Below are 26552 nucleotides of genomic sequence, written 5' to 3'. Positions count from 1 at the left end.
GCTCCGGCAGGCTTTGCAGGGACGTGGGACCCACAGGAATTCGAAAAAGGGTGGCGTATTCCAAGCAAGCCTCCACACTGGATCCCGCAAAGCGAAGCATTCCAGTTGTGTCGTACAGACCCACCACTGGGAAAAACCACCAATCAGACACCTCAAATCTAAAGGAAACCTGTAGACAAATCCAGTCCGGCCTTAGGACCAGCCACAGCGGCGACGCTGCTCCTCGGGCCAGGACTGAAACGGATGCTGGGCCAGCACCGCATTGCTCCAGCGAGACTCTCCGGTAATCTCCTCTCCACACCAGGACGGAATCAGCAGATCCTCCTGGGCCGATGCCAGCTCCACCTCGGCCAGCACCAAGGGAGCGTTCTGAGCCTGGAAACAATCCACCACCCAGTCACCACCTGGGCAATCCAAGGCGTAGCGGACTTTGTCAAGGCGGTGGGGCGCCAGTTCCCAGAGGGCTTCGGCATCCGCCACAGGGATCGGATATTCGAACTCATGGCGTACCAGGCCAACGGCATCAGCAGCAGCCTTCAGGGTGAGCCAGGCCTGATCCGAACCACGCAGGCGCACCCGCACTGTCACACCTTCGGCACTGGCAGCCAGATAGCTCTGACGCAGCGGCTGTGCGGGGCCAGCACTGCTGCGCCAGGCATCTGAGCGCACCAGAAAGCGGCGTTCAATCTCGAAGGCCATGGATCAATTCTGCGATGGCTGCGCCGCATGCAGGCTTCCCGCCCAGTGCAGCTTGTGGGACAGGGTGCGGTAATACGACGGGCTTTGATTAAGCAACACCATCAAGGCATGGTGGCGCGCCTGCTGAACGACACAGCACTCTCCTGGTTCAAGCACCGTGCAGCCCACACCGTCCTTCCACAGCTTGATGCGGTGATCCCCAGCCCCCAGCGGCCAGATCGCCAACCTGGCCCGGGGCGGCACCACCAGCGTTCGGCTGGAGAGGCTCATGGGACAGATCGGGGAAACGATGATGGCATCGATGCCGGGATGAAGAATGGGCCCCCCTGCTGCAAGGGCGTACCCGGTGGACCCCGTGGGGGTGGAGAGAATCAGACCGTCACCACGCACCTGGTCGATCACTTCCCCATCGATCTCGAGCTCCAGGGTGCAGGTGGGCGAAATCTCATCGCGGTAGGCCCGGAGATAGAAGTCGTTGAAGGCCAAGTGGTGCTCTTCATCGTCTTCCAGATCCGGCTGTTGCAGCAGACCGGGGGAGGCGGCACGGTCCTCTGCAGAGCGGCGATCCACCATCGCCTGAAGCATCATGCGCCGTTCGATCGCGAACTGATCGTCCTGAAGGCGTTGCCAGATCTGATCGCCACGCAACACACGGCGGTCGTGGGTAAGAAAGCCCAGATGGCCTCCCACATTGATGCTGAGGATCGGGATGTCATGCACCGCCAGGTGGCGAGCAGCTCCCAGCACCGTGCCATCCCCCCCTAGCACCAGCGCCAGGTCGGGCAACGACTCTTCAACAGCCAGTAAGCCTGGAAAAGGATTCACCCGTGGTCCCGACATCGCGGAGACCACATGGGTTCCGAGAGCTTTCAGCTCTTTGGCACATTGCCGAGCTTCACGCTGGGCAGGCTGGCTGTCGGCCCGATAGATCACCCAGACCCGATCGAGACGCATGACCCAGGTGTGCGAGGGTTACCAGCGCAGCAGGTTGAACTGCTCCATGTCGACGGTAACGCGATTGCGATAAAGCGACAGCAGGATCGCCAGACCGACGGCTGCCTCAGCGGCAGCCACCGTGATCACGAAGACAGCGAACACCTGGCCGCGAATCAAATCACCATCCACGAAGGAGGAGAAGGCCATCAGGTTGATGTTCACGGCATTAAGCATCAGCTCAATGCTCATCAACACCCGCACCGCATTGCGACTGTTGATGAGGCCCCAAACACCGATGCAAAAGAGCATGGCGGCCACCAAGAGGTAGGCCTGAAGGGATGGAAGCGTGGCAAGAAAATCGCTCATCATTCCGCTCGGTTCATCAGCAGTGGAGTACGGGCCTTCTCAATCAGGCCTTGATCGGCCACCTCACCGGTGACCACATCGGTGGCCAACACATCACGACGGGCCAGCACGATGGCTCCGATCATGGCCATCAACAGCAGTACCGATGCCACCTCAAACGGCAACAGGTAATCGGTGAACAGATGTTCACCAATGCGGGCCGTGGCTTCTTCACCCACAGCGGGAGGACCGGGCAGCGACCAGGGGGTGGTGACCACAACACGAACCAACAACGCCAGCAGACCGGCGCAGACGCCAGCGGAGACCGCACGGCGTGTGGTGAGATTGGCGATGGCCTTGAGGTCTTCCCGCTTGTTCACGAGCATGATCGCGAACAGGATCAACACATTGATCGCGCCCACGTACACGAGAATCTGGGCCATGGCCACAAAACTGGCGTTCAGCAGCAGGTAGAGCCCTGCAACGGCTGTGAACACCCCGCCCAACAGGAAGGCGGAATAAACGATGTTGCTGAGCAGCACCACACCCAGGGCGCCGATCACCACAACGGCGGACAGCACCAGAAAACAGATCAGCTCGGTGGTTGTCGCGATGGTCATGCGTCGCCCTCCTTTGCCTCACTGGAGGATTGTCCCTCATTCTTGGGAGCGGGCTTGGCGGGAGGGGTGAGCGTCTCCAACACCTGAGACGGCAGCTGGCCCGCACGGGGGCGATCGGCAGCAACACCGTGGGGATCCATCTCGCCCGCCGGCAGATAGGCGAGTTCCCGCAGGGGAACGACCGAGGGATCGGTGGTGACGCTGGTGGGAAGACGTCCGAGGGCAACGTTGTCGTAGTTGAGGCTGTGGCGGTCAAAAGCCGCCAACTCGTACTCCTCCGTCATCGAGAGGCAATTGGTGGGGCAGTACTCGACACAGTTGCCGCAGAAAATGCAGACGCCGAAGTCGATGGAGTAGTTGCGCAGCTCCTTCTTCTTCGTGGCTTTGTTCATCACCCAATCGACCACCGGAAGGTTGATCGGGCACACCCTGACGCACACCTCACAGGCGATGCACTTGTCGAATTCGTAGTGAATCCGGCCCCTATAACGTTCGGAAGGAATGAGCTTCTCGTAGGGGTACTGCACCGTGACCGGACGGCGCTGCATGTGGTCAAACGTGACCGAAAAGCCTTGGGCCAGATTCCGAGCTGCATCGACTGCATCCCGGGTGTAATCACCGACCTGTTTGAGGAAGCCGAACATGGTCTGAAGGGGAGAGAACGAAGCGGAGACGGAAACGCAGAAATCCTAGGTAGGAAAACCTAGCCGCCGAATGCAACGGGGAAAGCGAGCTTGAGGGCTGCTGTCACCAGAAGATTCACCAGGGACAGGGGCAGCAGGAACTTCCAGCCCAGGTCGAGCAGCTGGTCAATGCGGACGCGGGGGGTGGTCCAGCGGAGCAGGATCGCCACGAAAACCAGCAGATAAGCCTTGAGCACCGTCATCACGATGCCAACGGTGCCCGTGATCACCTGCACCACAGGTGCATCGATGGGCTGGTTCAACCAGCCGGCCAGCCACTCCACAGGGATCGGGAAGCCCCAGCCACCGAGATACAGAACGCTGACCAGGACGGCCGAGAGGACCAGGTTGATGTAACCCGCCAGGTAGAAGAGGGCGAACTTCATGCCCGCGTACTCGGTCTGGTAGCCAGCGACCAGTTCTTCCTCAGCTTCGGGAAGGTCGAAGGGCAGCCGCTCACACTCGGCCAAGGCACAGATCCAGAAAATCAGGAAGCCCACCGGCTGACGCCAGATGTTCCAACTCAAAATGCCGGCACCGGTCTGCTGGCCCACGATGTCGACCGTACTCAGCGAGTTGCTCATCATCACGATGGCAAGAACCGCCAGAGCCAGGGGAATTTCGTAGCTGATCGATTGAGCAGCGGCCCGAAGTCCCCCCAGCAACGAGTACTTGTTGTTAGAGGCATAGCCGCTCATCAACAAGCCGATCGGCTGAATGCTGCTGAAGGAGATCCAAAGAAAGATCCCAACGCCGACATTGCTGATCAGCAGGTTCTGACCAAAGGGAATGATCAGCCAGGAAATGATCACCGGCACCACCACCAGCACCGGGCCGAGGGTGAAGAGCAGGCTGTCGGCCCGCGCAGGAATGATGTCTTCCTTGACCAGCAGCTTGAGGCCGTCGGCCAAGGGCTGAAGCACACCAAGAGCGCCGGCATATTCCGGACCGATTCGCTGCTGAACGGCGGCGGAGATCTTGCGTTCCAGCCAGACCGAAACCAGCACACCCACCACTGCAGCCACCAGGACCAGCAGCATCGGCAGCGGCAACCAAAGCAGCCTTGCCACCTCTGGGGAGAAGCCAAACCCTTGCAGGGCCTGGCTAAAGCTCAATTCCAGGTCCAGTCCCGGACTCACCATGTTGTCGACGGAAGTGGGTGCAACTTAGGCGGCCGGAGCCGAGACGCGCTCCTCAATGGGCATCCAGGAGCGTGGCTGGGATCCGGAGTAGATCTGCGAAGGCCGGAAAATCCGGTTCGCCCCGAGCTGCTCCCGCCAATGGGCCAGCCAGCCGGCGACCCTGGCGATGGCGAAGACCGGCGTGAACAGATCCCTGGGGATGCCGAGCTTGCGATACACCAGGCCCGAATAGAAATCCACGTTGGGATAGATCCCCTTGGGGCCAAGGCGGGACGCTGCTTCCTCTTCGATCGCCCGGGCCACGTCATAGAGGTCGTCATGGCCGAAGCTGGCGAACATCTCCTCCACCAGGGCCTGCAGGATCACGGCACGGGGGTCTTTCACCTTGTATTCCCGGTGGCCAAAGCCCATGATTTTGCGCTTGGCCGCGATGGCCTCATCTAAAAAGGCACCAGCATTCTCGGGACTCCCCACTTGCTCGAGCATGGCAAGGACGTCTTCATTGGCGCCGCCGTGGAGTGGGCCCGCCAGGGTGCCAACGGCTGAAGCCACCACGGCGTAGGGGTCGGTAAGAGTGCTGGCGGTGACCCGGGCACTGAAGGTGCTGGCGTTAAGGCTGTGCTCGGCATGGAGCATCAGGCATCGATCAAAGATCCGCGCCGCCAGGGGATCCGGCTCACGTTCAGTGAGCATGTAAAGGAAATTGGCGGAGTAGGCCAGATCATCCCTGGGCTGGATTGGGTCCTGGCCTTTGCGGATCAGCTGAAAGGCAGCCACCATCGTGGGGATCTTGGCAATCAGCCGCACCACCGCGTCATAGATGTACTGCGGGTCATCGATCGCCCGGCGCGAATAGAAAAGCCCCAGGGAAGCGGCACTGGACTGCAGCGCGTCCATCGGATGGCCACTGGCCGGGAAGCACTTCATCATGTCCCTCACCCGGAAGCTGACCCGTCGGTGCATCTGCACCGCGTGCTCAAACTCCGCCAACTGGTCATGGCTGGGCAGCTCTCCCCAGATCAGCAGGTAGGCCGTTTCCAGGAAGCTGCTGTTGGCCGCCAGATCCTGCATCGGGTAACCGCGATAGGTGAGCAGCCCCTTCTCTCCATCGATATCGCAGATCGCCGACTGGGTTGCCGGCACGCCATCGAGGCCTGGTCGCAGTTCGATACCGGTCCGCGCATGGCGCAGGTCGCCTGTCTGCTGCTGGGCCACCGCCTGATTGCCTCTAACAGCAACCTAAATCGTCAATCAACAGTGCTGGCCGAAGCAAGGCCTGCAACTGCCACTGACCCGCGGAACGACGCAGCTGGATCACACCAGCTTTCTTCAGCACCAGGGCACCGGGGGCACACCTCAGAAGAGCGCAGGCCAGATCGCCAAGGTCCGGCTCATGGCCCACCAGACCAAGGTGTCCATCCCACGGCGTCAGCAACGTTTTAAGGGCGCCTCCAGGTTGAAGGCGATCGTCCACCGCGAGCTCTGAAACGAGCCCCGCCTCTTTAGCCAGTTCCGCCGTTTGCAAAGCCCGACGGTACGGACTCGAGAGCAGGCGATCCAACCGCAGCCCCCGTTGCACCAGGGCCGCCATCACCAGCTGGGTTCGCTGACGGCCGGCGGCGGTCAAGGGGCGTTCCGGATGGTCCTGGCCCGCCTGGCGGGGTTTAGCGATGCCATGCCGCAACAGAACCAGGTCAGCCAAGCTCGAGCCGGGCATGCAATGGAATCTCGGTACCGCCCTGCTCCTGATGATCAACGTCGATGGCAAACGCAAGGCCACGGACCTGGTCCTGGAGGGGCCGCCCAGCCATCACCTGCAGAAGGGCCCATGGCCGCCATTGCCCCAACAATGCGCGGGCAGGCTCATCCGCCAGCAGTAGGGCCTGCGCGGGCTGGGAAGACGCTGTGAGCTCCTGCCACTGGTTCAAGCGAGGCTGGAGGGCACGCCCGTTCTGGCGCAGCGCCAGAGCCATCAAGGACTCCCCCCACCAATTCAACCCTGATGAGCGAACCTGAGCCACGGCCAATTGAGCGTCCACCCCCGGCTGGCGTCCCCGCTGACGCACCAGGCGCGTCCAAACGCTCAACACCTCGCCATCGCCCTCCAGCTCAGAACGGGTCAGACCCTGCTCCTGCAAACGGGCGTCAACCGCATCCCTGGCAGGGTTTTGCGGGCGGGTGGCCAGCAGCCACCCCTCGGGCTGGTCCTGCCAGAGAAGAGGGCCGTGATCGGCTTCAACAACAGCATCTGCCGCCGGCTGGTCCGCCAAGTGCTGCTCCAGCATCGGAGCGAACCACTGGGCCAACGGATGGTTTTCACTGGGATCCAACAAACGGGCTGGACTCTGCAGATGAGCCAGCCAGCGGGCATGGCCGCCAGCCGAAGCGGTCAGATCCGTGAGCCCAGCCCAGGGGGCGGTGCCAAGGGCTTGCTGGAACCCCAGTCGCCCATCCACCGCCAGGGTTGAACCCTCCGGCCGCAGTGATGCCACGAGTCCGCTCAGGTCGTCCCGTTGGGCCACCAGCTCCGGCAGCTGCAACCAATGCTCAAGGGCGTGGGGAGATGCCGTCAGCAGAGCCACGCCCTTGCCGAGCTCAGCCACCTGACGCTGCAGGCGTTGATCCCCCAGCTGATGCTGATCAGGGAGCTGCGAGACATCGAGGGCCTGCTCCAACACGCCCCGGCCTGAGGCCACGAGGAGCAAATCGTCGTCAATCAACGCCGTGGCCAGGGGTTGGGGGTCATGCCCCACCAACGCTCCCTGGCCGCTAATCACACCGATACCGCGATAACTGCTGATCTGCAGGTCGGTGCCCGCCAGGCTGCGTGTCTGCCAGAACCGTTGCAGAAAGCGCCGGGCGCCATCGTTATCCCGACTGGTTAAAGCCAACACCCAGCCAGCGTTGGTGTCCCCATCGATGAGGGTGAGGCTGACTTCCTCACCAAGCCAGGGCTCCAACTCAAGACCGAACTGGAGGCCCGCTAAGGCAAAGACGCCTTCGCGCCACTGCCGAGCGCCATCACGGGCATCGCGGCGTTGGGAGGCAGGGGCAACGGCCTGGGCATAGGCCGGCAACCGTCCTGGATCGGCCAGCCAATGGAGAGACAAATCAGCATCCCTGGGCACAAACCGGGCCGCCCGAGGCAGATGCAACGGCTGCTCTGCCAGCTGCAGGGGGCTCTGGCGGTTCATGGTCCAGAGCAGGCCAACGGCCAGCAAAAGCAGCGACAACAGCACAGCGCCGGCAGCGCTGAGAAAGGGGCGGGCCTTCATGGGCCGGCGGTCTCGGGTCGCCTCATCTTTGTCCATCACCGCAGAATGGCGCCATGGGCCAATCCCAACAACCACAACCAATCCAAGCCTCTGAACTGCAGCAATGGCTGCAAAGCGAGCGACCTTCCCCGCAATTGGTGGATGTGCGCGAGGAGGCTGAGCTTGCGATCGCTGCCTTCCCAGGTGCGGTGCTGCACCGCCCCCTCAGCCAATCCAATGCATGGCTGGGAACACTGCAGGCCGACCTCAAACCCGATCAACCCGTCGTGGTGGTCTGCCATGCCGGCGTGCGCAGCTACCACTTCGGCCTGTGGCTGCTGGACCAACCCTGGGGCCTTGAGGTGTGGAACCTTGAGGGAGGCATTGATGCCTGGAGCCTTCAGGTGGATCCCAGCATTCCCCGCTACTGATGAGCAAGCCCCTGTCCCTTCGGCAAGAACAGGTGCTTCAGGCGACGGTGCACCACTACGTCGACACGATGGAGCCGGTGGGCAGCCGCACCCTGGTGCAACGCTTCGGCATCCCTGCCAGCTCCGCGACCGTTCGCTCCGCCATGGGGGCGCTTGAGCGCCGCGGACTGCTGCAGCAACCGCACACGTCCGCAGGACGCGTTCCCAGTCCGATGGGATACCGGCACTACGTGGATGCGCTGCTGCCGGAACCCGGCATCGCCGTTCAACACCTGGAACGGGAGCTCACCGGACTCAGTCTTCGTTGGGCCGGTTTGGACGACCTGCTGATGCATGTGGCACGGCGGCTGACGGATTTCACCGGCCTGATGAGCCTGATCACCCAACCGCAGCAGAAGAACCGCCAACTGGAGACGATCCGTCTGGTGCCTAGCGGTGATCGACTGCTGGTGATGCTGGTGGAAGCCAGTGGCCGGGCCAGCCACCTCAACCTGCGCCTGCCCCACGGGGCTGAAACCGAACTCACCGCGATGGAACGTTGGGCTTCGGCACAGCTCGAGCAGGGAGACCTGAACTGGGAGGCTCTGCCCAGGCAGCTGCAAAGCAGCGGCGCTGTGCTGCGCAACGCCCTTGAACAGCCGACGCCCACCAACTCCACGCAGGTGGTGGTACATGGCCTCTCCAGACTGGTGAGCGAACCGGAATTTGAAAGCACATCCAGCCTTCGACCGCTACTGGAACTGATCGACGAGCAGCCTGGGACCTTGATCAGCCGCGGTGAATCCGCACGGGTGTGGATCGGGGACGAACATCCGCAACCAGCGCTGGAGGCCTGTGCCGTGGTTCAGGCCCCCTACCGCTGCAACGAGGGGCTGGGTCATGTGGCCCTGGTGGGCCCGATGCGCATGGCCTATGCCACGGCACGGGCAGCGGTACAGCGGGTGGCCCGCCACCTGGAATTGCTGCTGGCTTGAAGCCCGACCGTCAGAGCTGATCCCCAAGCTTCTCCGCCACGGTGTTGACGTCCTTATCGCCGCGACCAGAGCAGTTGATCACCACTTCCATGCCATCGGCCAGGGTGGGGCAAAGCTGCTCAAGCCAGGCAAAGGCGTGGGCGGTTTCCAGGGCTGGAATGATGCCCTCAAGCTCACTCACGAGTCGCAGGGCATCGAGGGCCTGTTGATCGGTGACTGCGGCGTACTCAGCACGCCCGATCTCCCGCAGGTAGCTGTGCTCCGGACCCACCCCGGGGTAATCAAGGCCTGCACTGATGGAGTGGGCCTCCATCACCTGGCCATCGCCGTCCTGCAGCAGCAGGCTCATGGCGCCATGCAGCACACCGGCACGGCCCTCGGTGATCGTCGCGGCATGGCGACCGGTGGCCACACCATCACCTGCGGCCTCGACACCGATCAGACGAACAGACGTGTCTTGAACAAAGGGATGGAACAAGCCCATGGCATTGGAGCCACCGCCAACGCAGGCCATCAGCACATCGGGCAGCCGACCGAAGGCCTCCTGACACTGCTGTTTGGACTCTTCGCCGATCACGGCATGGAAATCCCGCACCAACATCGGATAGGGGTGCGGACCCGCAACGGATCCCAGGATGTAGTGGGTGGACTCAACATTGGTCACCCAGTCGCGGATGGCTTCACTCGTGGCGTCCTTGAGGGTGGCGGTGCCGGCCGTCACCGGTTGCACCGTGGCGCCCAGCAGGCGCATGCGGAACACATTGAGGGCCTGACGGCGCATGTCTTCCGCGCCCATGTAGATCACGCACTCCAGACCGAAGCGGGCACAGACCGTGGCCGTGGCGACGCCGTGCTGCCCCGCACCGGTCTCGGCAATGATCCGCTTCTTGCCCATGCGCAGCGCCAGCAGGGCCTGCCCCAGAGCGTTGTTGATCTTGTGGGCACCGGTGTGGTTGAGGTCTTCCCGCTTCAGCCAGATGCGGGGGCCACCGTCGGCGCGGCGGTAATGGGCGGTGAGACGCTCGGCCTCATACAAGGGTGTAGCCCTGCCGACATAGTTTTTAAGCAGGCGATTGAGCTCAGAAGTAAAGGCGGGATCATTCCAGGCCTGGGCCGCCGCTTGCTCCAGTTCTGCCAACGCCGGCATCAGGGTCTCGGGCACATACTGGCCGCCGAATCGTCCAAAGCGACCGTGGGCTCCGGGACGCACCGCTGGCCGCAGGCTGGAGGGATCCGGAGTGCTGGTGTTGGACAGGGTGCTGGTCACGGATCCACGGCGGAGCGTCGGGTCAGCGTAAGCAGGCGGTCACGCCATGGGGCGCCGCATGGGCAGTCATCGACAATGCAAGCCGGTTGCGACGGGATGGATGCCAAAGGGAGGCTGGCAAGAATTCAGCAATGCCGAGAGCCTGCAGCGACCGAGCGGCCCTGCGGCGGAGCCCTCAGCCAAGGCGCAGCAAATGGTGCGGGTACAGCCCACCCGCGGAGGGAAAGGTGGCAAAACCGTGACGGTGATCCGTGGCCTGGAGCTGGATGCTGCGGGATTCAAGGCGCTGCTGAAGAAGCTCAAAACACGCATCGGCAGTGGCGGTACCGCCAGGGACGGCGTGATCGAACTGCAAGGGGATCAGGTGAATCTGGCGCTCGAGCTGCTCAGCAAGGAGGGATACCGGCCGAAACGAGCTGGGGGTTAAGGGAGAATGGCCGCCACTTCATGCCGTGGCCATGACAGCCAGCCCCACCTACGGAGAACTAACGAACAAGGGTGCGTCCACCAACATCGCCTGGCATGAGTCCTCGGTGGGCCGCGACGAGCGCTCGAAGCAGCGCGGTCACCGCAGCACCATTCTTTGGTTCACCGGACTGTCCGGCTCCGGCAAGAGCACCCTGGCCAATGCCGTTAACGCGGCTCTGTTTGAGCGGGGACTCGCCACCTACGTGCTGGATGGGGACAACATTCGCCACGGCCTCTGCAAAGACCTGGGCTTCTCCGATGCCGACCGTGAGGAGAACATCCGCCGCATCGGTGAAGTGGCAAAGCTGTTCCTGGATGCGGGCGTGATCGTGCTGACCGCCTTTGTTTCTCCCTTCCGTGCTGACCGGGACAAGGCTCGGGGCCTGGTGGAGGACGGTGACTTCCTCGAGGTGTTCTGCGCCGCTGATCTCGAGGTTTGCGAATCCCGCGATCCCAAAGGTCTTTACGCCAAGGCACGGGCGGGTCAGATCAAGGAATTCACCGGCATCTCCAGTCCCTACGAAGCACCGGAGACACCCGAGCTCAAAATCGACACCGGCAAGCAGGATCTGGCCGACTCTGTGGAGCTGGTGATCAAAGCGCTCCAGGAGCATGGGGTGATTCCGGCGGCCTGAGTTCGCCGTCACTGCCCCGGGCGGCATCCGCCAGGGTCTTAATGCAACTGGCCATGGGAACTGCCAACAGCAGTCCAAGCAACTCACCGAAGCCGAAGATGGCGCCCACCCGAGCGCCGATCGGCAGAGAGATCAGCAACCAGGCCGGTTGCAGGCCGACGATGCTGCCCATCAGCCGCGGTTGGATCACCTGATCGACGATCTGACCGACGACGATCGCCGCGACGAGCAGCTCAAGGCCTGTACGGGGGTCTTGAACCGCCAGCACCGCACTCACCGAAACGATCGACACGGCACTCGCATAGGGCACCAATGTGGTGAAGCCGATCAGCACGGCGAACAACACGCCGTAGGGAATTGTCAGGGCGGTGAAGACCAGAAGCTGACCACCACTGAGAATCAGTGCCAGTACAACCTGGCCGGCGAAATAGCCGCGAAAGGTGCGCTCGAGGGTCGTCTGCACCAGATCCCGCCAACGATCAGGCAGCCAACGGGCCAGGCCATCGACGATCGGATCCGCCCCCAACAGCAGAAAAACTGCCAGCACCAGCACGATCACCACATTGATCGTGGTGCCCACCGTTGCCCCCAACAGGCCCAATAGGCGCTGGCTCAGTTGCGTGGCCAGCCGACTGAACTGGGCCACCAGATCACTGCTGAGATCAGCGAAATCTGCAGGCAGGCCATGGTCGAGCACCCAGAGCTGACCTCGATCGATCCACTGCTCTGCCGCCGTGAGCAGAGACGGCGAGGCACTGATCAATTGGCTCAACTGTTCAATCAGTAGAGGCACCAAGGTCAAAGCCGCCCAGACCAGAAGCCCCAAGGTCACCAGGACCACGCTGACGATGGCCCAGGCGCGGGGAAGGCCCCGTTGCGCGAGCCAGCGGCAGGGCAGGTCCAACAAAAAGGCGATCAAAGCAGCGGTGAGGAACAGCCCAGGGAATGGGGCGAACTGCACAAGCAAACGCTTCAACACAAAGGCGTTCAAGCCCAGCAGCGGCAACAGAAGACCAAGTCGCAACCAGGCCGGCCAGGGCGTCATCGAAACGATGACGCGAATCGATCAGTGCTGCTCAAGGGAAGCCGGCTTGGAAGCGGAACTGACGTAATGGCACCAAAAACTGAGCCAGGCGGCAATCCCGAGGAACTTGAAACCCTCCTCAAAGATCTGCACCGTCTCGTAGGAATTCGGCCACAGTCCCTGGAGGGCATCGGTCAGAACCGACAGACCCAACAGCACAACGGAAACCAAAAAGGTGTCACCACCGAAGCGCCGCAGTGGCCCACGGAACCGAAATAACAACAGCCCGGTGAAGAAGGCGTAGGTGTAGTAGAGGAAGGCCTCGCCGAGGTAGCGGTCATGCACCAGGAACATGTCGTCGAGGCAGAGCCAAAGCGAGAAGCCGCCACCACAGAATGCGAATTGGCGGTTCATAACGGAGCCTTGGATCTGCTGGGTGGACGCTGCAAACAAGGCAATGGCAGCCGCCGCCATCCAAAGCAGATAGCCCACGCTGGAGAGGAAACCTTCTCCGAGAGGGACGTTGCAGGACTGGGCCAAATCCCTCAACACCATCTTGGCGCTGATGCCCTCTGAGGCGCTCCAGACCAGGGCGACCGCATAGACGATCGCCGCAGGCACCACCGCCCAAAGCAGCGTGGAACGCAGGGTGGAACGAACAGGAACATTCATGAATCCATCTGGGAGAGGTAATCCGTGCTGCCGAGATCAACCAGACGCGCATCCTTGGCAACCACAGCATCGTGGAGGCTGATGCGATAGGCCTCAAGTTTCTGGGCCAAGCCAGCATCGGCCACCGAAAGGATCTGGGCCGCCAGCAAGCCAGCGTTGAGGCCCCCACCGATGGCGACGGTGGCCACGGGAATCCCCCCCGGCATCTGCACGATCGAGTGGAGGGAATCGACGCCGGACAGCGCCCGACTTTTCACCGGCACCCCTATCACGGGCAGTGTGGTGAGGGCGGCAACCATGCCGGGGAGATGGGCCGCCCCACCGGCACCGGCGACGATCACCCCAAATCCCTGATCCCGGGCGGCTTGAGCGAAGTTCACCATCTCCAAAGGTGTCCGGTGGGCCGAGAGCACCCGAACCTCCACCTCCACTCCCAGCTCGCGCAGGATGGCGGCAGCGGGTTCCATGGTGGGCAAGTCGGAGTCACTTCCCATCACAACGGCAACTCGGGGGAGCACTGGCGGCACAACGCAGAAGGGCAAGACTGCCATCGTCTCCCCCCATGGCTGCCGCGGCCAGTGTTGCGTTGATGCACCGGATCACCAACGTTCGTCTGCCGGTTCCCTTTCCTGGGGAAGGAGACCAGCGCTACGGCGTCGACCTCGACGACCAAGGGCTGATCTGCCGCATCGACGCGATGGGCGCAGAGGCTCAACAGACGGATAAAGACTGGAACGGCGACTGGCTCAGCCCCCGGGGTGTTGACCTGCAGATCAACGGCGGGTTGGGGCTGGCCTTCCCGGAACTGAGTGCGGCGGATCTGCCACGGCTTGAGGAACTGCTCGAGCTGTTGTGGCGCGATGGGGTCGAAGCGATCGCACCAACCCTGGTGACCTGCGGCATCGCACCGCTGCGCCAGGCCCTGGCAGTGCTGCGGCAGGCCCGGCAACAGCACCGTCGAGGCCGTTGCCGGCTGCTGGGAGCCCATCTGGAGGGTCCCTTTCTGGCGGAGGCCCGCCGCGGTGCCCATCCTCGTGAGCACCTGGCGCGCCCCAGCCTGAAAGCCCTGGACGAACGGATCGGTGGGTTCGAAACGGAGATTGCCCTGGTCACCCTGGCCCCCGAACTGGAGGGGGCCGCTGCGGTAATCGAGCGGCTGCGGGATCTGAGCATCAGCGTGGCTCTCGGCCACAGCGCCGCCACTGCCGGACAAGCCAGCGCCGGTTTCGATCAAGGGCTAAAGATGCTCACCCACGCTTTCAATGCAATGCCGGGCTTGCACCACCGGGCACCGGGGCCGCTGGGAGAAGCCTGCCGGCGCGGCGGGATTGCCCTGGGGCTGATCGCCGATGGCGTGCACGTCCACCCCACGATGGCGGTGCTGTTGCAACGGCTGGCGCCGGAGCAGACAGTGCTGGTGAGTGATGCGCTGGCCCCCTACGGCCTGGCCGACGGGGAGCACCGCTGGGACGAGCGGGTGTTGCAAGTGGAAAACGGCACCTGCCGCCTCGAGGACGGCACCCTGGCGGGGGTGACCCTGCCGCAACTGGAGGGGGTGAAGCGGCTGGCCAGCTGGAGTAACAGCCCCAGTGCTGCGATCTGGAGCGCCACGGTGGCGCCGAGGCGGGTGATCGGCGATGCAACGGGGTGCATGGACGCCTTGATGGGACGGTCACTGACGCAGCTGCTGCGCTGGCGCCAGGACAACGGTGATCTGCACTGGACCTGCGCTGCTTAGGATCCCGCCGACGCAACCTTCCGCCATGGCCCCCGATCAGCTGCTGGAGCAGAAACAGGCCGAGAAGAAGGAGGTGAAGGGCTACTTCGAAACCACTGGCTTCGACCGCTGGAACCGCATCTACAGCGACAGCGACGACGTGAACAAGGTGCAGCGCAACATCCGCATCGGTCACCAGAAAACCGTTGATGAGGTGCTGGCCTGGATCAAGGAAAGCGGTGAACTCAGCCAGGTGAGCTTCTGCGATGCCGGCTGCGGTGTGGGCAGCCTGAGCCTGCTGCTGGCGGCCATGGGCGCTGGATCCATCAACGCCAGCGACATTTCCGAGGCCATGGCCCAGGAAGCGGAGCGCCGGGCCCGCGAGGCCGGCCTCGACATGGCCAAGCTGAACTTCTTCGCCAGTGACCTGGAAAGTCTGAGCGGCTCCTTCCACACGGTGTGCTGCCTGGATGTGTTCATCCACTACCCCCAGCAACCGGCTGAGGAGATGGTGAAACACCTCTGCAGCCTCACCGAAAAGCGCCTGATTGTGAGCTTTGCGCCATACACCCCGCTGCTGGCGCTGCTGAAGGGCATTGGCCAACTGTTCCCTGGCCCGAGCAAAACCACCCGGGCCTACACGCTCAAAGAAGACGGCATCGTCAAAGCGGCAGAAGCCTGCGGCTTCAAGCTGGTGCGCCGCAGCCTGAACAAGGCCCCCTTCTACTTCTCGCGCTTGATCGAGTTCCGCAAAGCCTGATCTCCCTCACTTGGGGGATCCACCTGGAGTGTTGTCTCCCCCAAGTGAGGGAGACCCGAAAGCCGCCAAGCGTGCAGCCGGTAGCCGCCATCCCCGGGGGTTGCTGTCGCTGTGATCTCGCGATTGCGGAGATACAGCGGATCCCCCAGCAGCGGACTACCCAGCTGCGCCAGATGAATCCGGATCTGATGCGGCCGGCCGGTGGTGATCGTCACCTGCAAGCGATCGCCGTCAGCCGTGCGCTCCAACAGCTCCAGCTCGGAGCGGGCTGAGAACCGTTTGCGGATCGGCTCATCGTCGAGCGGTTCCGGCCCCCAGATCCAACCCAAGAGCGGATGCGGCCGTTCCACCACATCACTGCTCACCATCAAACACTGGCCCAGCTCCAACCCCGGCACCCGATGGCTCCAGGCCTGATACACCTTGCGGCAACCGCCGGCCGGCCGGAATCGCTTCGACCAGAGGGCGCGCATTTGCGGCGTGCGGGCACACACCTGCAGGCCGGAGGTGAAGCGCCCCAGGCGGTGCACCGGCCGGGCACCGGTGGGCTCAAGCAAGGCCGTGAGCGTGTGGCGCAGGAAGCCACCACCAGGCATCACCGGCAAGCCGGAGGGCTTGTTGATCACCAACAGATCGCCGTCGTCGTGAATCGTCTCCCATTGGTCCGGGATCGCCTCCTCCAGCCAGGGCGGACGCCGCCAACAGAGGGTGTCCTCTTCCTGCAGTGCTAGATCACCGGTGAGCAATGCGCCGTTCCAATCCAGCTCACCAGCCGCAATTCGCTGCTGCCACACCAACCTATCGGAGTGACGGTAGCGGTCCGCCAGCCAATCGCTCACCAAGGTGCCGGCATCGGCCCGCGGCACCTTGTCGCGATAGGTCCAGCCGTCGTTGAGCGCGGCCGGCTTCAAGTCACCAGACGGTGCTCCAGGGCGTAACGCACCAGTTCCGTGCGGCTGGAGGTGCCAGTCTTGTTGAACAGGCGGCTCACGTACTTCTCCACGTTGCGAATCGAGGTCTCCAACTGACGGGCAATCTCCTTGTTCATCAGGCCCTCAGCCACCAGCTGGAGCACACTCGCCTCCCGCGGCGTGAAGCTGTGCACCACAGGCTCTGTGGAGGGCAGCGCTTCTGCCTGGGCGAGCAGCGAGCGGATCTCGGTGATCTGCTTGGCCATCTGGCCCATATCGGTATCGGCGAAGCGCGCCGCCTCCTGCAGCAGACGTTGCTGGCGCTGGGCCACGTTGCGCACCCGCGCCACCAGCTCATCGGGATCGAAGGGCTTGGGGATGTAGTCATCTACCCCGGCCAGATAACCCTGGGTGCGGTCCGCCGTCATGCCCTTGGCGGTGAGGAAGATCACCGGAGTGCCGCCGAGCCGTTCATCGGCGCGCAGCTTCTGCAGCAGGCCATAGCCATCCAGCCGCGGCATCATCACGTCGCTGATCACCACATCCGGCAACATCTGCTGGGCTTTGCTGAACCCCTCTTCCCCGTCCACCGCAGTGGTCACATCAAAGCCTTCGTCTTCCAGGTAGGCCTGCACCGCCGTACGCAGACCCGGCTCGTCGTCCACCAGCAACAGGCGCGGGGCGGGCGCCGCGGCCTCGACGGATTCAGCGGTGGGAGTGGGCGCGTCGCTCATGGCCGGAATCGCTCTTGCAGCAATGTATGGAGCACGCGCTCAACGGGCCAGTGCGGGTAACTGCTCCTGCTGTTCGGGAATCAGGGTGGAAAAGCCCAGATCCAGGGCCTTTTGCCGCAACGTGGCAGGGTCGGTTCCCGCCACCTCCGGCACGCAGGCCGCCCACCACACCAGGTGATCTTCCCGGTTGACATCGGTGATCGGACCACCGGGATTGAGGGTGCGCACGTAAACCGCCATCGGGGTGCGTTTCACCCGCACAGGCTTGGTGGTGGAGCAGTTGACGCTTTCGACATAGACGTTCAGATCCGACGCCGACTCCTCCCACAAGCTGTAGCTGCGGGTGTCGGGATTCGACGAAGCTGGCTTGACCCCATAAATTCCGATCGAAAGGATGCCGACAGGGGCCGGGCGTTCGATCAGCACCTTGAGATCAGCTGGCCGCGATTGCCGCATTTGCTCCAGCACCTGCTCACGATCGAAACCACTCACGGGCTGCGCCCAGACCAGCCCCCCCAAGCCCAGGAGAGCCATCGGCGTTCGCAGACCCATGCCAGTGCTGTTCGCAATGCAGCACCATGATCGCAACATCTGCCTGAATCGTCCTGAGCGGCTCGGCTCTCTCCTTTGATTTCCAGGCCACCACCCCCTGTGCGGCCGAGGTGGTGGAGGCGATGGCGCCTTTTTGGAGTACGGATTGGGGCAATCCATCCAGCCGCCAGCATCGGCTCGGCCTGAGCGCCTCTGCCGCGGTGAAAGTGGCGCGGCGCCAGCTGGCGGAGGCGGTGGGGGTGAACCCGGAACGGCTGGTGTTCACCAGCGGCGCCACCGAAGCCAACAACCTGGCCCTGTTGGGCCATGCCCGCGCCCTAGGCAAGGCTCATCTGATCAGCGTGGCCACCGAACACCACGCCGTGCTCGATCCGCTCAAGCAACTGCAACGGGAGGGGTTCAACGTCACCCTGCTGGACCCAGGCCCCGATGGACTGATCAGCCCCGAGCAGCTGGAGGCGGCGATCACCCCCGAGACGCGGCTGGTGAGCGTGATGGCGGCCAACAACGAAATCGGCGTGCTTCAGCCGCTCGAGCAGCTGGGTGCCCTCTGCCGGGCCCACGGCATCACTCTGCACAGCGACGGGGCCCAGGCCTTCGGGACGCTGCCGCTAGCACCTGATGCCCTGGGGGTTGACCTGCTCAGCCTTAGTGCTCACAAGCTCTACGGGCCAAAGGGCATCGGCGCCCTGGTGCTGCGGGAGGGCATTGCCATCGAACCGCTGCAGTGGGGGGGCGGCCAGGAAGCGGGGCTCCGGGCCGGCACCCTGCCCACCGCCTTGATCGTGGGCTTTGCCGCAGCAGCCCGCCTGGCAATGCAGGAGCAGGATCAGCGCAACGACCGGCTTGAGCATTTACGCAATCAGCTTTGGGAGGGCCTGCAGCAGCGCCTCCCCGGCGTGCTGCTCAATGGAGCGCTGCAGCCGCGCCTGCCCCACAACCTCAACATCAGCCTGCCCGGGGTGAACGGCAGCCGCCTACACAGGGCCCTGCGCCCGCAACTGGCCTGCAGCAGTGGCTCCGCCTGCAGCAACGGAGCGCCCTCCCACGTACTTCAGGCGATCGGTCGCTCGCGCGCTGAAGCCGAAGCCTCCCTGCGGCTGAGCATGGGGCGCCAGACCACAGCCGCCGAAGTGGATCAAGCCATTGCCGCGATCACCGACGCCGCTGCTGCCGCCGGGTTCCTCAGCGGTCGCTAAGCAGGAGCCAAACGCTGGGCCACCCGCCATTTGGCACTGCGGCTGCGGGGATTGGCCTCTTCCTCCTGCTCGGTGGCCACCACCGGCTTGCGGGTGATCCGTTGCAAGCGCTCATCGCGCAGGAAGGCGGTTTTGACGCGGCGGTCTTCCAGGGAATGAAAACTGATGATTCCCAGCATGCCCTCGGGCTCCAGCCAGTCGGGGGCCTGCTGCAGCAGGCGATCCAGCACCACCAGCTCATCGTTCACAGCAATCCGCAGGGCCTGGAAGGTGCGTGTGGCGGGGTGAATCCGCCCCCGCCGCGCCTTGGGGGAATAGCAACCCGCCACGGCGTAGGCCAAGGCCGCGGTGCCGTCATAGGAGCCCTTGTCTTTGAGATCGGCTTTGATCCGCCGGGCGATGCGGCGGGAGAGCCGCTCCTCCCCGTAGCCATAGATCAGATCCGCCAGCGCGTTCTCCTCCAGGCGATCAATCAACTCAGCCGCGGTCTCCCCCTCACCGCCGGCATTCATCCGCATGTCCAAGGGACCATCGAGGCGAAAACTGAAGCCCCGCTCCGCCACATCCAGCTGCGGGCTGCTCACGCCCAGATCCGCCAGCACCATCACGGCGGGCTCGGGCGGCACATAGTCGGCAAAGTTGGTGGCCACGATCGAGACGCGGTCGCCGAAGGGGGCCAGACGCTCCGCCGCCGCTGCTCGGGCCGTGGCGTCCTGGTCCAAGCCGATCAATCGAAGGCCGGGATGCTGTTCCAGCAAAAGGGCGCTGTGGCCGCCACCACCGAGGGTGGCATCGATCAACAAGCCATCCGGACGTGGGATCTGCCGGGCTGCGTCCAGCACCGCATCGGCCAGCACAGGCACATGGCTGAAGGGGGGCACAAGCCACAGGCGAAGACTCCTTAAGATCTACACATCGATCGGACCACCGCTCCCATGACGCAGCTGGAAACGCGCACGGAGCCCATGGTGGTGAACTTCGGGCCCCACCACCCCTCCATGCACGGAGTGCTGCGGCTCGTCGTCACCCTCGATGGTGAGGACGTGGTCGACTGTGAACCGGTGATCGGTTACCTCCATCGCGGCATGGAGAAGATCGCTGAGAACCGCACGAACGTGATGTTCGTGCCCTATGTGAGCCGCATGGACTACGCGGCGGGGATGTTCTACGAGGCGATCGTGGTGAACGCCCCGGAAAAACTGGCAAACATCCCTGTGCCCAAGCGGGCGAGCTACATCCGGGTGCTGATGCTGGAGCTCAACCGCATCGCCAATCACCTGCTCTGGCTTGGACCCTTCCTGGCAGATGTGGGAGCCCAGACGCCGTTCTTCTACATCTTCCGCGAGCGGGAGATGATCTACGACCTCTGGGAAGCCGCCACTGGTCAAAGGCTGATCAACAACAACTATTTCCGCATCGGCGGCGTCGCCGCTGATCTGCCCTGGGGATGGCTTGAGAAATGCCGTGATTTCTGCGACTGGTTCGGCCCCAAGATCGATGAATACGAAAAGCTGATCACCAACAACCCGATTTTCCGGCGCCGGATTGAAGGTTTGGGAACAATCGAGAAGGAAGACGCCATCAACTGGAGCCTCTCCGGCCCGATGCTGCGCGCCTCCGGTGTGCCCTGGGATTTACGCAAGGTTGATCACTACGAGTGCTACGACGACTTCGACTGGCAGGTGGCCTGTGAGAAGGAAGGCGACTGCTACGCCCGCTATCGCGTGCGCATCGAAGAAATGCGCCAATCGCTCAAGATCCTGCGCCAAGCCTGCGACATGATTCCCGGCGGCCCTACTGAAAACCTCGAAGCCAAGCGCCTAAACGAAGGCAAGGGCAGCGACGCTGCTGGTTTCGATTTCCAGTACGTGGCCAAGAAGGTGGCTCCCACCTTCAAGATCCCCAACGGCGAGCTCTACACGCGGTTGGAGTCTGGCAAGGGTGAGATCGGCGTGTTCATCCAGGGCAATAACGACGTCACCCCCTGGCGCTTCAAGATCCGCGCTGCCGACAGCAACAACCTGCAGATCCTTCCCCACATCCTCAAGGGACACAAGGTGGCCGACATCATGGCCATCCTCGGTTCTATCGACGTGATCATGGGATCGGTGGATCGCTGATCTCTGAACCGTTTTCTACGGCGTTTGCAACGCACGGGATACCTGCTGCCCGCGACTCTCACTGGTGCGTTGTGGCTCAAGGGACTGCATCCAAGCCTTCCCGGCCTGGGCTGTCCGTTGCGTGCCCTCACCGGCGTTCCTTGCCCCACCTGCTTTCTGACCCGCGCGATGGGGGCAGCACTCACCGGTGATCTGAGCGGATCGCTGCAATGGCATCTATTTGGCCCCATTGCCGCCCTGGGGCTTGTGCTCTGGAGTGTGCTGGCGCTCCAGCAACGGCGGCTCATCCCAAAGGGCCTGCCCCTCTGGGCCCTTCCCGTTGTAGGTGGAGGGTTGATCAGCTACTGGCTGCTTCGCCTGAGCACCAACAGCTGGCCAAGCGGCTGAGGCCTATCAGCGCAACAAGCCGCGCTGATAGGCGACGTTCTGGAGAAAAAAGCTGGCCATGGGGATCACCACAAATCCCCCCAAACCGCAGGTCGCCAGGGCCAGCAGCCCCACAACGATGCCCGTCAATACCTCAAGGCCCACAAAGCTCAAGCCGTTCTCCGAGCGATACACCACCTGAAACGACTGGGAGAACGCTTCGCCGATGCCCATGTCGGTGACGAAGATGCGATTGATGAACACCGGCGTCACCAACGCCACGGCAATGCCGGGAAGGATGCAGAGCAGAAAGCCAATGGTGGTGACCAGCGAGAAGAACAGCCCCGCCAGGACGTAACGCCACCAACGGCCTGTGAGCAATTGAGCGGCAGCTGAAATCGTCACCACCTCGCCACGCTCGTAGTAGAGGGCAGGAACGGCCACCAACAGCACCGACAAGAGGCTGGCGAGGATGGAGAACGGCAACTGAATCAATTGGGCTAGCACCGCTCCGAGCCCCAACGCCGCATCGCTGCTGCCGATGATCGCCGACACCACAACGATGATCAGGCCATACACCAGAACAGCCAGCAGCGACATCACGATCGAGCCCACCCAGCTCATCAGCACCACGGGAATGTGCTGCAAGAAGGCCTGCCAGGCCTTCTGGATGGACGGAGGCTCGAAGGCGATCGGCGCGGCCATGCTTGGTGCGGGATTTCTGTCAGGGTGACAGTCGGCACCGGCTTGAACAACACATCGCCATGACCTCTGCCCCCTGGCTGGAGTTGAGCAGAACCGTGCGTTTTAGCGACACGGATGCCGCTGGCGTGATGCACTTTCAGCAGCTACTGGGCTGGTGCCACCAGGCCTGGGAGGAAAGCCTAGAGCGGTTTGGTTTACCAGCGGCTTCAGTCTTCCCTGGCGGCCGCGGAGAGCAACCGAGCGTGGCCTTGCCGATCGTGCACTGCCATGCCGATTTCCGCGCCCCGGTGCAGGTGGGCGACAAGCTGCTGATCCGCCTGGAACCGGAACGGGTTGATCCCAGCAGCTTTGCGGTGAAAAGTCAGGTGCTGCTAGAGGACAAGCTTGTCGCCACAGGCTGCCTGCGCCATGTGGCCATCGACGTCAACACCCGGCGCCGCTGTGCTCTGCCCGATGGCGTGGACCGTTGGCTGGAGGCGTCAAGCCTCGGCCGCATCCAACCGCTCTAACCACTCCCGCCAGCGCTGGCGCTGCCATTTCCCCAGCGCCGAGGGGGCCAAGTCGGGGCATACGACCCAACGCCGAGGCGTCTCCGCCGGTGACCAGGACAGTGTGAGGGCTTCAAGCCGCGGCAACACCGCAGCGTCCGTGCTGCCGACGAGGGCCACCAACCGCTGTCCCCACTCCGGATCATCCACACCGAGCAACAGCACGGCGCTCACCGGGAGTGATTCCGCCTGAATCGGGGTCATCAAACGCTCCTCCAGCTGCTCGGGAAACACGGTTTCTCCGCCGGAGTGGATGGCGCCATCGATCCGGCCCGCAATCTGGAGGCCTGGGGTCAACATGGCCCGATCCCCGGAGCGCCACCAGCCATCGGCATCCCTGAGCGGTTCCCACCGATCGGGCTGATCCGCCCACCAACGGCCCAGGGCCAACCGATCAGTGCGCACCTGAAGCGCCCCATCAGCGGCCAGCCGCAGCTCCACATCCATCAGCGGGTCGCCACACCCCGGCTCGCCTGCCAAGAAGCGGTCTGGTGGCAATGCCGTCACCATCGCCGCCGTCTCCGTTGAGCCATAACAGGGCGCCAGCGGCAGCTGCAACGCCCGAGCCTGATCTGCCAACGGAGGCGGGAGGGCAGCGCCACCGATCCAAATCAGCTGCTGCTGCTGCAGGAAGGCCACCCCGTCGGGATGGGCCAGCAGACGCGCCAGCTGCGTGGGCACCAACGACAGCAATGCAGAGGTCGTCCGCCAGGCAGACAGGCCCTGGCAGAACGCAAGCAATTCGGTGGGGGTTTTCATCAACCCCGGCGCCAGTGGCTGATGCCCCGCGCCCCAACAGCCGGCGCGCCACCAAGGCATCAGACCACTCACATGGGTGTGAGGCAGTGGATTGAGCAGCAGGGTGGCGGCGGGGTCAAGGCCGATCCTTGTCAACCAATGGGCGGTGGCTGCAGCCGAACGGTCCAAATGCAGCGACGGCTGGGCGCAGCAACGGCTGCCGCCACTGCTGCCACCACTGCGCACCAGCACACCCGGGCCTGGCGGCAGTTGATCAATGGGTGCCGCTTCCGCCTCCGGCGACAGGGGCACCCAGTGCCCCGCCGCCAGCCCCTGCTCCAGCCGCGCGAACTCGCTCATGCTGCTGCGGCCCAGACCTGTTCTGGATCCGTGGAGAACAAGGGCCCCGATGGCGTCCAGCCGGGGGCCAGGCCCGGTGCCGTCGGCGTAGGCCCCTGGGCCTGAAGCCCGGCTAGATGCTCCAACCAACGCCGACCGATGCCGGTTTCAAACGCCGTGCTCAGCATCCGTTGGGGGATCCCCGCTTGTAGCTCCCGCAACAGCAGGCGGGGATCCCCCTCCAGCGCAGGCCGCCGCACCTGCCAGCCGCTCCAGCTGCGGCACAGCTCCGGGTGCTGGTCGAGCGATTCATCGAGGGCCACCGGCCCCAGCGCCGCCAACTGCTCCAGGCCGGCTTGATCTTTCACCGCCAGCGGCTGCTCCAACCAATCCAGGCGCGGGTCATCGCACAACCGCTGCATCCAGGCCTGGGCCGTGCTGCGGTCCCAGCCGCCGTTGGCATCCAGCCGCAACCGGGCCGTGGTGGGCAGCCGCTTAAGCAGCTGCTCGAGCAGCTGACGTTCGAGGGGATCGGGCTCCGTTGCCACCTTCCACTTGAAGGTGCGCTCCTCAAGGCCACCCGCCGATGCTGCCGCAGCCTCTAGGGCCGCAAGCATGGCCTCGCCAGCCGGCAACAACAGAGCAGGGGCAGGCGCCTTCAGCCATCCCTGGGGCGAAGCAGCACCAACCACACCTTGCAGCTCCGCCAGCGCCGCTCCCAGGCCAAAACCCAATGCCCCCGGTACCTCCTGCAGCAGGGCCACCAACTGAGCCTGAGGAAGCTCCTCTGGCAGCGAGGCGAGAGCGTGCTCACAGGCCGTGAACTGATGCTGCTGAAGCGGAGCCACTTCGCCCCAGCCCACGGATCCCTGATCAGCCTCCAGCCGCAGCAACCAGCCACAGCGCTCCTGCAGAACGCCAGCTGCCGTGCGCAGCGGCTGCAGCAGGGCAAAGCGGAAGCGGCGCCGCTGCAATCGGAGCGTCATCCGCCGGTCCAGAAGCGAGCCAGGGCAAGACCAGCACTGAAGCCCAGACCATTCCAGCCCTGGAAGCGCAAGGCCAAAAATTTGCTGCCGCTGATCAGCTCCGGCCGGTCGTGGTGGCGCTGGAGCAAACGCATTAGCTGCACACCAGCAGGAAGCCCGAGAGCGCTTAACAACACCGTCGGAGACAAGTCCCCATGCAGCACGGGCACCCACTCCAATGCCAGCGTCAGGGCCACAAACCAGGGCACCAGAGCCGCTGCCCGGGCCGTGCCCAAACGCACCACCGGCGAACATTTGCCGTGGGCGGCGTCCTCCTCCACCTGATGGAAGTGAGAGCAGAACAACACAAGGGTGGTCGCCAGGGCGGGGCCTGCCCCCAACATCCAGGCCGTGCCCCAAGCAATCGATGCTGCCCCCCTGGGCTGCAACACCACCAAGGCCGCTGCGGTAGCGAAAGGCCCAAAGGCCAGCCAACACAGGGGCTCACCCAGGCCGCGGTAACCCAGGCGGAACGGAGGGCCCTGGTACACGTAACCCAGGCCGCAGCAGACCAACACCAGGCACAACACCGCCCCGCTGCTGTTCCAGGCCAACCCCCCCATCAACAACAATCCCAGCATCAGCGCGGTGGTCGCCCCCTGGGCGACACGGTCCCGGCGGCCGGTGAGGTTCACCACGGAATGGGGCTTGCCGGTGGCATCCACACCCGTGGCGGCATCAAAAACATCGTTGCTGAGGTTTTCCCAAAGCAGCAGCAGGATGGCCGCCAGCACAAAGCCCCCCAACTGCAGCCATCGCAGAGAGCCCGCCACCCCGAACTGCCATCCAGCGGCGACCAGCACTGGCATCACGGCGACGGAATACATCGGCCACTTGATCGCTGCCTTCCACAAACGGCGGCGATCGGCGTAACGGGATGCGACAGCCTGCGGCTCAGACATGGACAGGACCCGTTCCCGCAGGGCGAAGACCCATACATTTGAGCAGTAACCCTGGCCGGAAACGCCGCGGATGTCGGCTGATTGTTGTTTCAGCACCCTCCTCTCCGCTGCCCAGCGGGGATGGTTGGCCTGTGACGGCGATGAAGCGCTGCTGAGCCTGGCCCTGCCGATCGAAGGAATCGACCCGCTTCTGGCCCTGCCGCAGCTGGCGGAACAGGAAAGTTTGCAAGTGCTGTGGGACAGCGCCCCGGGCCTCTGCCTGGCCGCTGCAGGGCCCTGCCAGGAATTAGAGCTGGCGGGCAGTCGTCGCTTTGAGCAGGCCCAGCGCTTCGCCGACCTCTGCCTGAGCCGCTTGCACGACACGGCAGCGGACAGCCCAGCCCATGCGCGACCTCGGGTGCTGCTGCGTTTTCGCTTCTTCGATCAGGTGAGTGAGCGCCGCCGCAGTGAAGCGGTGGTGCCATCAGTGCAGGCGGTGCTGCCTCGATGGCAGCTGAGCCGTCAGGGACGCCGCGGCTGGCTGCGGCTGAATGGGGTAGTGAGCAGTGCAGCGGACTGCCGCGAGCTGGCGGAACAGCTTTGGCTTAAGCACGAACAGCTAGTAAAGACGCCAGCCACGCCAACCCCGCTCAAGCCACAGGCGCTGGTGGCGGCAACGGAACCGGAAACCTGGCGGCAGCGCTACGCCGCAGCCCTCACCCACGGAATTGATCTGGTCAACGACGACGAGCTGCACAAACTGGTGCTGGCCGTGCGACACCGCATTGTTCTGGCCAACACCTTCAA

31 protein-coding genes and 1 pseudogene are annotated in these 26552 nt (G+C 63.8%); 11 read left to right on the top strand and 21 right to left on the bottom strand.

What is annotated here, in order from left to right:
* Nucleotides 1–192: 192 nt before the first annotated feature.
* The 9 genes from FZZ85_RS10120 to FZZ85_RS10080 are packed head-to-tail and all read right to left on the bottom strand — an operon-like array spanning nucleotide 193 to nucleotide 7700.
* Nucleotides 193–699 (bottom strand): CYTH domain-containing protein, encoded by a 507-nt coding sequence (locus FZZ85_RS10120; protein ID WP_226414789.1) that lies wholly within the window; start codon nucleotides 697–699, stop codon nucleotides 193–195.
* A gap of 3 nt (nucleotides 700–702) precedes the next feature.
* Nucleotides 703–1653 (bottom strand): NAD(+) kinase, encoded by a 951-nt coding sequence (locus tag FZZ85_RS10115; protein ID WP_226414786.1) that lies wholly within the window; start codon nucleotides 1651–1653, stop codon nucleotides 703–705.
* Nucleotides 1654–1671: 18 nt separating this feature from the next.
* Nucleotides 1672–2001, bottom strand: a complete 330-nt coding sequence (gene nuoK / locus FZZ85_RS10110) for an NADH-quinone oxidoreductase subunit NuoK (RefSeq protein ID WP_038552705.1) — start codon at nucleotides 1999–2001, stop codon at nucleotides 1672–1674.
* Nucleotides 2001–2600 carry an NADH-quinone oxidoreductase subunit J gene (locus tag FZZ85_RS10105; RefSeq protein ID WP_226414783.1) on the bottom strand — a complete coding sequence of 200 codons (600 nt, stop codon included), beginning with the start codon at nucleotides 2598–2600 and terminating at the stop codon, nucleotides 2001–2003. Before FZZ85_RS10105 ends, nuoK begins: the two co-directional genes overlap by 1 nt.
* Nucleotides 2597–3244, bottom strand: a complete 648-nt coding sequence (gene ndhI, locus FZZ85_RS10100) for an NAD(P)H-quinone oxidoreductase subunit I (RefSeq protein WP_226414780.1) — start codon at nucleotides 3242–3244, stop codon at nucleotides 2597–2599. Before ndhI ends, FZZ85_RS10105 begins: the two co-directional genes overlap by 4 nt.
* Before the next feature lie 59 nt (nucleotides 3245–3303).
* A complete protein-coding gene (nuoH, locus tag FZZ85_RS10095) occupies nucleotides 3304–4422 on the bottom strand; it encodes an NADH-quinone oxidoreductase subunit NuoH (protein WP_226414856.1) in 1119 nt (372 codons plus the stop codon).
* 27 nt (nucleotides 4423–4449) lie between these two features.
* Nucleotides 4450–5640 carry a citrate synthase gene (locus FZZ85_RS10090; RefSeq protein WP_226414777.1) on the bottom strand — a complete coding sequence of 397 codons (1191 nt, stop codon included), beginning with the start codon at nucleotides 5638–5640 and terminating at the stop codon, nucleotides 4450–4452.
* 13 nt (nucleotides 5641–5653) lie between these two features.
* Nucleotides 5654–6127, bottom strand: coding sequence for a phosphohistidine phosphatase SixA (gene sixA, locus FZZ85_RS10085; protein WP_226414774.1), 474 nt, complete (start codon nucleotides 6125–6127; stop codon nucleotides 5654–5656).
* Nucleotides 6120–7700 carry a DUF3352 domain-containing protein gene (locus FZZ85_RS10080; protein ID WP_226414771.1) on the bottom strand — a complete coding sequence of 527 codons (1581 nt, stop codon included), beginning with the start codon at nucleotides 7698–7700 and terminating at the stop codon, nucleotides 6120–6122. The genes sixA and FZZ85_RS10080 overlap by 8 nt, the downstream gene beginning before the upstream one ends.
* 53 nt (nucleotides 7701–7753) lie before the next feature.
* Here FZZ85_RS10080 and FZZ85_RS10075 point away from each other — a divergent pair, with 53 nt between their 5' ends.
* Both FZZ85_RS10075 and hrcA read left to right on the top strand, forming a co-directional pair.
* Nucleotides 7754–8110: a rhodanese-like domain-containing protein gene (locus tag FZZ85_RS10075; protein WP_226414768.1), complete on the top strand. Its 357-nt coding sequence runs from the start codon at nucleotides 7754–7756 to the stop codon at nucleotides 8108–8110.
* Nucleotides 8110–9084 (top strand): heat-inducible transcriptional repressor HrcA, encoded by a 975-nt coding sequence (gene hrcA, locus FZZ85_RS10070; protein ID WP_226414765.1) that lies wholly within the window; start codon nucleotides 8110–8112, stop codon nucleotides 9082–9084. Before FZZ85_RS10075 ends, hrcA begins: the two co-directional genes overlap by 1 nt.
* Nucleotides 9085–9094: 10 nt before the next feature.
* Here hrcA and trpB read toward each other — a convergent pair whose 3' ends face one another.
* Nucleotides 9095–10351, bottom strand: coding sequence for a tryptophan synthase subunit beta (trpB, locus tag FZZ85_RS10065; protein WP_226414762.1), 1257 nt, complete (start codon nucleotides 10349–10351; stop codon nucleotides 9095–9097).
* Nucleotides 10352–10451: 100 nt separating this feature from the next.
* Here trpB and FZZ85_RS10060 point away from each other — a divergent pair, with 100 nt between their 5' ends.
* On the top strand, nucleotides 10452–10778 hold the full coding sequence (locus tag FZZ85_RS10060) for a translation initiation factor (protein ID WP_226414759.1): 327 nt from the start codon (nucleotides 10452–10454) through the stop codon (nucleotides 10776–10778).
* 31 nt (nucleotides 10779–10809) lie between these two features.
* The gene (gene cysC, locus FZZ85_RS10055; RefSeq protein WP_226414756.1) at nucleotides 10810–11454 is read left to right on the top strand and encodes an adenylyl-sulfate kinase; all 645 of its coding nucleotides are present in this window, start codon (nucleotides 10810–10812) and stop codon (nucleotides 11452–11454) included.
* On the opposite strand, the gene FZZ85_RS10050 is transcribed toward cysC, so the two are convergent.
* Genes FZZ85_RS10050 through purE form a run of 3 tightly spaced genes read right to left on the bottom strand, consistent with a single transcriptional unit; the run spans nucleotide 11414 to nucleotide 13701 of the window.
* Nucleotides 11414–12499, bottom strand: coding sequence for an AI-2E family transporter (locus FZZ85_RS10050; RefSeq protein ID WP_226414753.1), 1086 nt, complete (start codon nucleotides 12497–12499; stop codon nucleotides 11414–11416). The two genes, cysC and FZZ85_RS10050, sit on opposite strands and share 41 nt — an antisense overlap.
* A 21-nt stretch (nucleotides 12500–12520) precedes the next feature.
* Complete coding sequence (locus FZZ85_RS10045) at nucleotides 12521–13150, bottom strand: oxidoreductase (RefSeq protein WP_226414750.1); 630 nt, start codon at nucleotides 13148–13150, stop codon at nucleotides 12521–12523.
* Complete coding sequence (gene purE, locus FZZ85_RS10040; protein ID WP_226414747.1) at nucleotides 13147–13701, bottom strand: 5-(carboxyamino)imidazole ribonucleotide mutase; 555 nt, start codon at nucleotides 13699–13701, stop codon at nucleotides 13147–13149. Before purE ends, FZZ85_RS10045 begins: the two co-directional genes overlap by 4 nt.
* Nucleotides 13702–13712: 11 nt before the next feature.
* Between purE and FZZ85_RS10035 the strand changes: the two genes are divergently transcribed.
* Nucleotides 13713–14888, top strand: a complete 1176-nt coding sequence (locus FZZ85_RS10035) for an N-acetylglucosamine-6-phosphate deacetylase (RefSeq protein ID WP_226414745.1) — start codon at nucleotides 13713–13715, stop codon at nucleotides 14886–14888.
* A 25-nt stretch (nucleotides 14889–14913) separates the two neighbouring features.
* Nucleotides 14914–15627: a magnesium protoporphyrin IX methyltransferase gene (bchM, locus tag FZZ85_RS10030; RefSeq protein WP_226414743.1), complete on the top strand. Its 714-nt coding sequence runs from the start codon at nucleotides 14914–14916 to the stop codon at nucleotides 15625–15627.
* Here bchM and FZZ85_RS10025 read toward each other — a convergent pair.
* Genes FZZ85_RS10025 through FZZ85_RS10015 form a run of 3 tightly spaced genes read right to left on the bottom strand, consistent with a single transcriptional unit; the run spans nucleotide 15591 to nucleotide 17824 of the window.
* Nucleotides 15591–16538: an RNA pseudouridine synthase gene (locus FZZ85_RS10025; protein ID WP_226414741.1), complete on the bottom strand. Its 948-nt coding sequence runs from the start codon at nucleotides 16536–16538 to the stop codon at nucleotides 15591–15593. The genes bchM and FZZ85_RS10025 overlap by 37 nt on opposite strands.
* Entirely contained in the window at nucleotides 16535–17272 is a 738-nt protein-coding gene (locus FZZ85_RS10020; RefSeq protein WP_226414739.1) for a response regulator transcription factor, read from the bottom strand. Before FZZ85_RS10020 ends, FZZ85_RS10025 begins: the two co-directional genes overlap by 4 nt.
* Before the next feature lie 39 nt (nucleotides 17273–17311).
* Complete coding sequence (locus FZZ85_RS10015) at nucleotides 17312–17824, bottom strand: hypothetical protein (RefSeq protein WP_226414737.1); 513 nt, start codon at nucleotides 17822–17824, stop codon at nucleotides 17312–17314.
* Nucleotides 17825–17946: 122 nt separating this feature from the next.
* Here FZZ85_RS10015 and FZZ85_RS10010 point away from each other — a divergent pair, with 122 nt between their 5' ends.
* Complete coding sequence (locus FZZ85_RS10010; protein WP_370631182.1) at nucleotides 17947–19023, top strand: cysteine desulfurase family protein; 1077 nt, start codon at nucleotides 17947–17949, stop codon at nucleotides 19021–19023.
* On the opposite strand, the gene rsmH is transcribed toward FZZ85_RS10010, so the two are convergent.
* A complete protein-coding gene (gene rsmH / locus FZZ85_RS10005) occupies nucleotides 19020–19904 on the bottom strand; it encodes a 16S rRNA (cytosine(1402)-N(4))-methyltransferase RsmH (protein ID WP_370631181.1) in 885 nt (294 codons plus the stop codon). The genes FZZ85_RS10010 and rsmH overlap by 4 nt on opposite strands.
* Nucleotides 19905–19958: 54 nt before the next feature.
* On the opposite strand from rsmH, the gene FZZ85_RS10000 reads away from it, so the two are divergent.
* Entirely contained in the window at nucleotides 19959–21143 is a 1185-nt protein-coding gene (locus FZZ85_RS10000) for an NAD(P)H-quinone oxidoreductase subunit H (protein WP_226400976.1), read from the top strand.
* Between the two features lie 24 nt (nucleotides 21144–21167).
* Nucleotides 21168–21530 carry a DUF2752 domain-containing protein gene (locus FZZ85_RS09995; protein WP_226414735.1) on the top strand — a complete coding sequence of 121 codons (363 nt, stop codon included), beginning with the start codon at nucleotides 21168–21170 and terminating at the stop codon, nucleotides 21528–21530.
* 6 nt (nucleotides 21531–21536) lie between these two features.
* On the opposite strand, the gene FZZ85_RS09990 is transcribed toward FZZ85_RS09995, so the two are convergent.
* Nucleotides 21537–22214 (bottom strand): hypothetical protein, encoded by a 678-nt coding sequence (locus FZZ85_RS09990; RefSeq protein WP_226414733.1) that lies wholly within the window; start codon nucleotides 22212–22214, stop codon nucleotides 21537–21539.
* A gap of 59 nt (nucleotides 22215–22273) precedes the next feature.
* Here FZZ85_RS09990 and FZZ85_RS09985 point away from each other — a divergent pair, with 59 nt between their 5' ends.
* Complete coding sequence (locus FZZ85_RS09985; RefSeq protein WP_226414731.1) at nucleotides 22274–22723, top strand: thioesterase family protein; 450 nt, start codon at nucleotides 22274–22276, stop codon at nucleotides 22721–22723.
* Here FZZ85_RS09985 and FZZ85_RS09980 read toward each other — a convergent pair.
* Genes FZZ85_RS09980 through menA form a run of 3 tightly spaced genes read right to left on the bottom strand, consistent with a single transcriptional unit; the run spans nucleotide 22694 to nucleotide 25766 of the window.
* On the bottom strand, nucleotides 22694–23860 hold the full coding sequence (locus FZZ85_RS09980) for an AMP-binding protein (protein WP_226414729.1): 1167 nt from the start codon (nucleotides 23858–23860) through the stop codon (nucleotides 22694–22696). The genes FZZ85_RS09985 and FZZ85_RS09980 overlap by 30 nt on opposite strands.
* A complete protein-coding gene (menC, locus tag FZZ85_RS09975; protein WP_226414727.1) occupies nucleotides 23857–24825 on the bottom strand; it encodes an o-succinylbenzoate synthase in 969 nt (322 codons plus the stop codon). The genes FZZ85_RS09980 and menC overlap by 4 nt, the downstream gene beginning before the upstream one ends.
* A complete protein-coding gene (gene menA / locus FZZ85_RS09970; RefSeq protein WP_226414724.1) occupies nucleotides 24822–25766 on the bottom strand; it encodes a 2-carboxy-1,4-naphthoquinone phytyltransferase in 945 nt (314 codons plus the stop codon). Before menA ends, menC begins: the two co-directional genes overlap by 4 nt.
* Before the next feature lie 70 nt (nucleotides 25767–25836).
* On the opposite strand from menA, the pseudogene FZZ85_RS09965 reads away from it, so the two are divergent.
* Nucleotides 25837–26552 (top strand): annotated as a pseudogene (locus FZZ85_RS09965) (isochorismate synthase); the annotation flags it as partial.

Source organism: Synechococcus sp. MU1642 (assembly GCF_020514115.1).
Taxonomy (GTDB): domain Bacteria; phylum Cyanobacteriota; class Cyanobacteriia; order PCC-6307; family Cyanobiaceae; genus Parasynechococcus.
This window is presented reverse-complemented; position numbering and strand designations above follow the sequence as displayed.